Annotated in this window: 5 protein-coding genes; all 5 read left to right on the forward strand. The window is 46.8% G+C overall.

From position 1 onward, the window contains the following. Positions 1–143: 143 nt before the first annotated feature. Complete coding sequence (locus JT717_RS28855) at positions 144–1,754, forward strand: OmpA family protein (RefSeq protein ID WP_205512427.1); 1,611 nt, start codon at positions 144–146, stop codon at positions 1,752–1,754. Between the two features lie 204 nt (positions 1,755–1,958). Beyond that, the gene (locus tag JT717_RS18875; RefSeq protein ID WP_205512429.1) at positions 1,959–2,567 is read left to right on the forward strand and encodes an RNA polymerase sigma-70 factor; all 609 of its coding nucleotides are present in this window, start codon (positions 1,959–1,961) and stop codon (positions 2,565–2,567) included. A 56-nt stretch (positions 2,568–2,623) separates the two neighbouring features. After that, positions 2,624–3,763, forward strand: coding sequence for a FecR domain-containing protein (locus tag JT717_RS18880; RefSeq protein ID WP_205512431.1), 1,140 nt, complete (start codon positions 2,624–2,626; stop codon positions 3,761–3,763). Positions 3,764–3,874: 111 nt separating this feature from the next. After that, complete coding sequence (locus JT717_RS18885) at positions 3,875–7,081, forward strand: SusC/RagA family TonB-linked outer membrane protein (protein WP_205512433.1); 3,207 nt, start codon at positions 3,875–3,877, stop codon at positions 7,079–7,081. 99 nt (positions 7,082–7,180) lie between these two features. Then, positions 7,181–8,620, forward strand: coding sequence for a RagB/SusD family nutrient uptake outer membrane protein (locus JT717_RS18890; protein ID WP_205512434.1), 1,440 nt, complete (start codon positions 7,181–7,183; stop codon positions 8,618–8,620). Positions 8,621–8,893: the final 273 nt, after the last annotated feature.

The raw sequence follows: 8,893 nt of genomic DNA on the forward strand, positions 1-8,893 counted from the left end.
TTTGGAATTTTATTCTGTTTGTTTCAGGTATAAGTCGCCTCCCACACTTAAAAAATGTCTTTTATCAATAAATAATTTATCTGTGAAGGGGCATGCAATCTAGGGCTAAATTGTACGTTATTAGGTAATTAAATCCATACCTAGTGAGAAGAGTAGTACCCTTTTTGATCCTGGCCCTTGGCTTGCAACAGGCTACTGCCCAGATGTCGAACCCAAGTGATACGGGCAAATTAATAGTGCAAAAAGATAATATCATTACTGCCAACACCATTATCAAGATCGAGAATTTAGGCACGAACATAAACTCCGATCTGGGTGAATTGCGGCCTACCGTATCAGCAGACGGCAATCTGTTGTTTTTTATTTGTGAGAACCATCCGGCCAATACCAAGTATAATTCAGTTCCCAATTCACAGGACATCTGGTATGCTGAACGTGATTCGAACGGTGTATGGCAGGAAGCCCGCCATTTGAAGTATCCGCTCAATACATCTCAGTATAATGCCGTGTATTGGATCTCACCCGACAAAAACCGTATCCTCATCCGCGGTGCTTTTGGTAACGGCGGCGCCTATTTTGGAAAAGGCGTAAGCCTTTGTACCCGCCAGGCCGATGGCCGCTGGGGCGAACCGGAAATGTTGTATATAAAAAAGTATGAGAAATATGACCGCGGCCTGGTTTCAGGAGCTACGCTTTCGCCAGACATGAAAGCATTGGTATTATATATGACGCCTGTACCGGGCAGCTCAGATAACGACCTCTTTGTTTGCTTTCGCGAACCCGACGGTAGCTGGACGGAACCCAAGAGCCTCGGCAAACAGATAAACTTACCGGGCGATGAGATGACGCCTTACATTGCGGCTGACGGCGTGACCATGTATTTCAGCAGTAACCGTCCCGGTGGTTTGGGCGACAACGATATCTGGATGACGAAAAGGCTCGATAAAAGCTGGACGAAATGGAGCACGCCGGTTAACCTGGGAAGCCCCATCAATACGGAAGGCTGGGATGCCTTCTTTACCCTGGATGCCGGTGGCGAATATGCGTACTTAACCAGTAATAAAGATACCTATGGTGAAAGTGATATTGTGCGCGTAAAGTTACTGGAGCGCGAAAAGCCAAACCCGGTGATCCTCGTAAGCGGCAATGTGTATAATGCCAAGACCAAACAGCCGCTCAGCGCTTCCCTTATTTATGAAACCCTGCCCGATGGGGTAGAAGCGGGTAACGGCATTTCAAGCCCCACCGATGGCGCCTTTAAAATTGTATTGCCTTACGATAAGAACTATAGCATCAGGGCCAGTGCCGATAAATTCTTCGCCATTTCAGAGAACCTGAACCTTGATTCTATGGTAAGGGCTGGCTATAAAGAGATCCATAAAGACCTGTACCTGGTGCCCATTGAAATTGGACAGGTGGTGCGCCTAAACAATGTCTTCTTCGACTTTGATAAATGGGACCTGCGTCCTGAATCGAATGTTGAACTCGACCGGGTAGTAAAACTGTTAAAAGAAAACCCGGCCATTGAAATTGAATTGAGCGCACACACCGATAGTAAGGGCTCAGACGAGTATAACTTCAGGCTCTCTGACAACCGTGCCAAATCCTGCGTGGAGTATATCATCTCGAAAGGTATTCCGGCGAGCCGTATTGTATCGAAAGGATATGGTGAAAGCATGCCGGTGTCTGAAAACGAAACCGATGAGGGCCGACAGCTGAACCGTCGTGTTGAGTTCAAGATCCTTAAGAACTAATCCGGTCCATTAAGCTGATCAGCTAATGGGCCGATAAAAAGGTGGGTCTTCCTGATGGGAGGCCCACCTTTATTATATGCCTTCTTTCAGGCGTTTTTGTCGTATATAGGATGGTGCAGGATACAATTCCATATTAAATACTTATTTTCAGGATCAGTAATAGCTGACTGTTTAAAACCTAACTGCTAAAAGTGAGGAGTGTACATGCACGCTGACCGAACATTACATCTTGATTGCCATGATGCCTCCATGCATGCCATAAAGGACGATGCTGCTGCATTTGAATTTTTCTTCAAACAACATTTCGCAGCATTATGCAGCTGGTGCCAGCATAAATATGGGTTCGATACCGATATTGCCAAAGAAGTAGTGCATACTGCCTTTATTAAGTTATGGAAGAACCGCGCTGCCCTGCCGCCGGAAATGGCGGTAAAAGCATTTCTGCATAAAGTGATCAACAATACCAGCCTCGATATTATCCGCCACGCCAAAGTGCGGGAACGGTTTGAACAGTATGTACTGCGCCGGAATGAAAGAGCGGGCGCCAACACCCCACAGGAAAACTACGATGCAAAAAAGCTGCGCATAGATATTGATAATGCTGTTTCAGAACTGCCGGGGCAAATGCGTACCATCTTTGAGCTCAGCCGGTATGAAGGGTTGAAGTATGCGGAGATAGCCCGGCAGCTGAATGTTTCCGTGAATACGGTAGAAACACAAATGGGCCGTGCGCTTAAAAAACTGCGTGTAAAACTGGCCGCATACCTCACTCTCTCATTTATTATAATGGTTATCAATAGGATATTTTTTTAAAAAATTTCAGTGCCTTGTCATGGCAGGTGTTCTTTAAAACGTAATACCATCAGAACATGAAGAACAGCGAGCAATTGGACGATTTGATCACGCGACATTTTTGTAATGAGCTGAACAGCGATGACCAGGCTTTGCTGTTTCAATGGTTAAGTGCCAGTGAAGAAAACAGGCAATATTATGAAGAACTGAAAAACACCTGGCAGTTAATGAAGCAGGCAAAAACACCCGAAGAGATCAATGCAGCGGAAGAATGGGCTTATTTTCAGGAATGCCTGCATCAGGATGCCCGCGGTGAACGTGATGATGCGGCGGCAGCAAGCGGTAAAAGCGGGATTGTTCGAAAGCTTGTGATAGTTACCACCATTGCTGCGTCGGTATTGTTCATTGTGGCAATAGGATACAACCGGTTTGGTAAAACACCCGGCCGGGCCCCGGCAGTTGCAAACCTACCTGAAGACAGTACACCAACGGTAATAGTACGGCATGAAACCAATACAACGGATAAGGCAAAACAGATCGTATTGGCCGATAGTTCGGTAATTATACTGGAACCATTAAGCGATCTAAGCTGGCATGAGCCTTTTACTAACAACAGGCGCGAAATAACATTAAAAGGAAAAGCCCGCTTTCGGGTGGCAAAAGACCCAACAAGGCCCTTTACGGTGATCAGCGGCCAACTGGCAACGACTGCCCTGGGTACCGAATTTACGGTTACGGCATTTGCAGAGGAAGATGTCATTTCCGTACAATTATTTGAAGGCAGGGTTGTGGTAAAAGCGGCCAACAGTCTTCAGCCTGTACTAAAAAAGGATTATTACCTTTTGCCTGGTGAAGAGTTGTTGTACAGCAATAAGCAATACTCCGCAATGGTAAGGAAGTTCATTCATCATAATACGACCGCCAAAAACAAACCGGAAGAAACGCATAATGCTGCAGATCAGCCGTTGTTGCCGGCAGGGGATAAAGGATCCTGGTACATGTTCAATAACCAGCCGCTGGCACAGGTGTTCAAACAACTGCAGGAAATATACGGCGTTAAGATCCTCTATGCTGAAAAAGATCTTGAGAAACTATATTTCATAGGAAAATTCAGTAAAACTGATTCGTTGGATACTATCCTGAAGCAGATCGCTGCCCTTAATAACCTGACCGTAACCAAACAGAACAATACTTACACAATAGACAATAGGCAATAGGCAATAGACAATAGGCAAATATGCCATATTGCAGAGCGCCCAACTTTCAGCAGGCCCTGCCAATTGCCAATTGCCAATTGTCAATTGCCAATTGATTAAAAAGACCGCCATATGAGATTTAATGTACTTAAGTCGGGGCCCTGCTATGCCCTTACCTTCCTGCTACATCTCCTGATCACTCCACTGCTGCATGCGCAGGAAAATACAAGCACTGTAAAAGGTATTGTTCAAAACAATAACGGCGACCCGCTATCGGGGGTGTCGGTTGTCATTCGAAATACCGCTAACAATTTTACTTCCGGCACCAGTACCGACAGCGCCGGCGTTTTTTCCTTTTCACGTTTACCTGCCGGTGGCCCGTATAAATTTACCTTCTCTATAGTAGGGTACGAAAGCCAGACACTGTCGGGTTACAATATTAAAAATGACATTACGCTTTCCCTGGTAGTTAAAATGAAAGACATGGCCGGTTCGCTCGACCAGGTGATCGTGATCGGTTATGGTTCACAACGGAAGCGGGCGGTAACCGGTTCTGTGGTATCATTGAGCGCTGAACAGTTTAAGGACCGGTCTTCCAGTAATGTGGCGCAATCTATTGAAGGACTGGTGCCGGGGGTGAATATTTCAACTACCCAGGGCGCGCCCGGATTCGGGCCAACCATTCGCGTACGAGGTATCAATTCCATTACCGCAGGTACGAACCCGTTATACGTGGTGGATGGCATGGCCATGGAGAATTTTGACCTCAATATCATCAACGCCCAGGATATTCAATCGATAGAGATCTTGAAAGATGCGGCTTCCGCTGCCATTTACGGATCGAGAGGCGCCAACGGGGTAATTATAGTAACCACTAAACTGGGCAAAGCCGGAAAACCACAGGTGAACCTGAATTATGAACATGGCCTGCAAAAAGTGACCAGGAAAGTAGACCTGATGGATGCGCAGCAATGGATCAGGTATTATATCGATGCCCGTAACAATGCATGGGTTGCTTCCGGTCCGGGCCGTTCGGCCTCCGATCCCAACAGTGCCAGGGGAGGCAGTAAGACCTATTTGATACCACCCGATTTCTTAAATAATCCGGAGCAGTTTGGCAAAGGAACCGACTGGCAGGATGTTTTATTCAGAACGGCCCAGTCGCGGAATATACAAGCCTCTGTAAGCGGTGGTACAGACAGGGCACAATATCTTTTTTCGGCCGGCTTCCTCGACCAGGAGGCAGTGGTCATAGATAATTATTACAAACGGCTTGCCTTGCGCATGAATATCCGCCAGAAGATCACAGAAAAAGTAACGGCAGGTTTGAATTTTTCTTTTACCGGCATGCACAGCCGCATCGATGGTATAGAAGGAAAATCAGATGTGGTAAGCCTTGCCCTGCAGAGCGATCCGATCTTCCCGGTGTATAATGAAAATGGAAATTTGGGGTTTTTAGATCCCAATTCAACATGGAACCGCTTTACGGCTTACGGCGTGCAATTATGGCATCCTTACTCTATGATCAGGTATGCCGATAAGTTGAACAAGGTGTATAATACGATTGCCGGTGCATACATCGAATACAAACCCATTAAAGACCTTACGTTTAAAAGCAGCGCCAATGCCATTCTTACCCAACGGAACTATAACTGGTTCTGGCGTACCAATGCGGGTTATGGCTATAGTACCTTATTGCCGGCTGAAGGCAGGTATAATACCTATAGTAACCTGAACTGGCTTACAGAGAACTCACTCTCATATGACAAAACTTTTGGGGAACATACTATTGGGGCGCTGGTAGCGTATACGGCCCAGAAGCAGCGCGGTGATACCTCCCAGCAACGATCAACGAATTATCCCAATGACCTGATACAAACCCTGAATGCAGCAGGCACCTATAGTTTAAGCACCACTACGACCGGAGAATGGGCTTTATTGTCGTGGTTGTCGCGGGTAAGCTATAGTTATAAGAACAAATATTTTTTGAACGGCACCATCCGGCGCGACGGCAGTTCGCGGTTTGGGCAGGCATCGCGTTGGGGATATTTCCCTTCGCTGTCATTAGGCTGGCTGATCTCGGATGAACCATTTATGCAATCCATTTCGGCGCTCAATAGCTTGAAACTGCGGGTAAGTTATGGAACAACCGGTAATAACCAGATCCCGAACTATGGGCCCATCAGTCTGCTGGATGGATCGAAATATGCCTACAGCGATAATGTGGTCAATGGCATCCGGGTCACTACCATTCCCAATCCCGATCTGAAATGGGAAAAGACCAACCAGTTTAACGTGGGCCTCGATGTAGCGGCCTTCAATAACCGCATTAGCCTTACAGCAGAGTTTTACAACTCCACCACGAAAGACCTTTTATTGAATGTACCTGTTCCCATTCTCACCGGCTTTGCTACCCAACTTACCAATATTGGCAAAGTGCGCAACCGCGGTGTTGAGCTGGCCATTTCATCAAAGAATATAGTGAACAGTGATCTTAAATGGAATACCGACTTCAATATCTCTGCCAACCGTAATGAAGTATTACAACTGGGACCAAACAATGCGCCTGTTATTGTGGAAGAATGGGGCAGCCGCTTTGTAACAGAAGTAGGTAAGCCCATCAGCAATTATGTAGGGTACATATTTGATGGCGTATATAATAACCAGGATGAAATTAACAAAGGGCCTAAATATCCATCCGGTATCATTGTTACGCCCGGCGATCCCATTGTGCGGGATGTAACAGGTGATAATAAGATAGATGCCAGCGACCGTACAACCTTAGGGAATGCGCAACCTAATTTTACTGCCGGCCTGGTGAATACTTTCAATTACAGGAATTTCGAGTTTTCCTTCATGTTGCATGGCGTATTTGGCAACGAGATCGTGAACCAGCAAACCCGGTATAATAAATACTGGAACGATAGCCGCAATGCCTATGCTTCCATTGGCAACTACTGGAAATCGGAACAGGAACCAGGTGATGGAAAAACATTCAAGCCCAATGCAGAATACAAAGGGATGCAAACCCAGTTCTCCAGTTACTGGATAGAGGATGGCACATTTGTAAGGATCAAGAACATTCGTTTATCATACAGTTTGCCCAGGGCGGTCAGTTCCAAATTAGCATTTCGCAATATCCGGGTATATGTAAATGCGGAGAACGTGCATGTGTTCAGTAACTATGTGGGATTTGATCCTGAGAATAGTATTTACTCTACCGGCACCGATGCGGCTTCCAGCCTTACGCCGTTTCCGCCCGGATTAATGGTGGGCGCCGATTACGGAAGTTATCCCATACCCATTACGGTAACTTTTGGGGTTAAAGCAGATCTGTAATCAACATTGGATTTGACCTGTAAGTCCATCGTTTGATCTTGCATAATTATTGGGTTTAATTGGACCTCAGTTCTGGCAGTATTCAAAAAAATAACATTTATGAAAAGGAAGTTTGTTCTGATCATAGTTTTAGCAACCACCATCATCAGCTGCAAAAAATCTTTCCTGGAGCTGGCGCCGGTATCTAACAGCAATGCCAATAACTTTTATAAGACAAAAGGTGATTTTGACCTGGCCGTAAACAATGCTTACAGTACCTTATATACCATGTATGGACCAACCGGGCTGATCTCTTATTGCGGTGAGTTAATGTCTGACAATGCCACGATCTACCAGGTAGCGGGCTCGGGCAGTATCACGGTGGGCGACAGGTGGGCCTTTCGCGATTATACGTTGAACCCTGCCAATAACGTCGTGAACCAGCTTTGGATGGATTCCTATATCTCCCTGTATAATGTGAATATAGTACTTGATAAGATCCAGGGCGCTTCGCTCGATGATAACTACATAACGCAGGTGACCGCAGAAATGCGTTTTTTACGTGGATTGTATTATTTCTATATGGTGCAGGCCTGGGGCGATGTACCGCTGGTAACAACGCCAATAACATCGGCAGAAGCATTTACAACAGGCCGTACGCCCAAAGCGGATGTGTACAGGCAGGTGATCGGGGATCTTAGCTATGCAGCAGATCATTTAACGGCACCGGACAAAGTGCCGGCGCCCGGCCGGGCATCAAAAGGCGCTTCTCAAACCCTGTTGGGAAAAGTGCATCTGACCATGGGCAATAAAACGGCCGCTGCGCAGGTGCTGCAGCAGGTATACAATTCTTATGATGGAACCATCTATTCCCTCCTGCCAGAATTTGGTTCTTTATGGGGACCAACACTGGCGAACAAGAATACAAAGGAATCGGTATTTGAAGTGCAGTATAAAGGCGGCGCCAATAATCCGTCCAGTATCTACTGGCCGGCCTTTGCACCCTTCGAGAATTTCTCCATTACGCGTTTTGGCGGTGGTATGAACCAGGTCACCGATGATCTGTATAATGAATACGAACCGGGCGATAAAAGAAGGGATACCTCTTTTGAGCTGGGCTATTTTAAAGGCGGTAACTGGATCCCGATCAAATTTCAGAAAAAGTGGAAAGACATTAACGCCCCGATCGTGAATGCAGCCGAATCGTGCAATAACAATTTCATGGTGCTGCGATATGCCGATGTGTTGTTGATGCTGACGGAAGCTACCGGCGATGTACAATACCTGAATAAGATAAGAAGCCGCGCCGGCCTGCCATTGTATGGAACGCCCGGGTATCCTTCGGCTAAATATCCAACGCTCGAGCTGGCCATAGAACATGAACGGCGGATGGAGTTTGCGATGGAATTCCATCGCTGGTTCGACCTGAAAAGGACCGGCCGGGCCGAGACCGTATTATCGGCCAAGGGAAAACCGGTGAATGAAAATAAATTATTATTGCCCATACCACAGTTTGCGCGGGACCAGAATCCTGACCTGCAGCAAAACGACGGGTATTGAGAATACACTGCATTTCGTTGAGCCGCGTTCGCCTTGTGCACAGGGTGGCCTGAGCAAGGCGATTGTTGGCCGCCAGCGATAAACGACGCAGTTTCGGTTATAGGTAAAGAGGCACCCGGTTTACCAGGGTAGCCTCTTTTTTTGTAGTGCGCCCGGCACGGGCGCAAACTCTAGGGTGGAAGTCCCGAACGCACCTTGATAGTGGGAAGCGTTAACCAAAGGCAAGGGTGTCCTTCGTGAGGGGGAATCTAAAGGAAGCCGGCGGTAAATCTC

Source organism: Longitalea arenae (assembly GCF_016924755.1).
In the GTDB taxonomy this organism is placed as follows: domain Bacteria; phylum Bacteroidota; class Bacteroidia; order Chitinophagales; family Chitinophagaceae; genus Niastella; species Niastella arenae.

Coding starts and splice junctions, on each gene's coding strand:
- JT717_RS18875 (WP_205512429.1), top strand. CDS start 1,959: ATGCACGCTGACCGAACATTACATCTTGATTGCCATGATGCCTCCATG.
- JT717_RS18885 (WP_205512433.1), top strand. CDS start 3,875: ATGAGATTTAATGTACTTAAGTCGGGGCCCTGCTATGCCCTTACCTTC.
- JT717_RS18890 (WP_205512434.1), top strand. CDS start 7,181: ATGAAAAGGAAGTTTGTTCTGATCATAGTTTTAGCAACCACCATCATC.
- JT717_RS18880 (WP_205512431.1), top strand. CDS start 2,624: ATGAAGAACAGCGAGCAATTGGACGATTTGATCACGCGACATTTTTGT.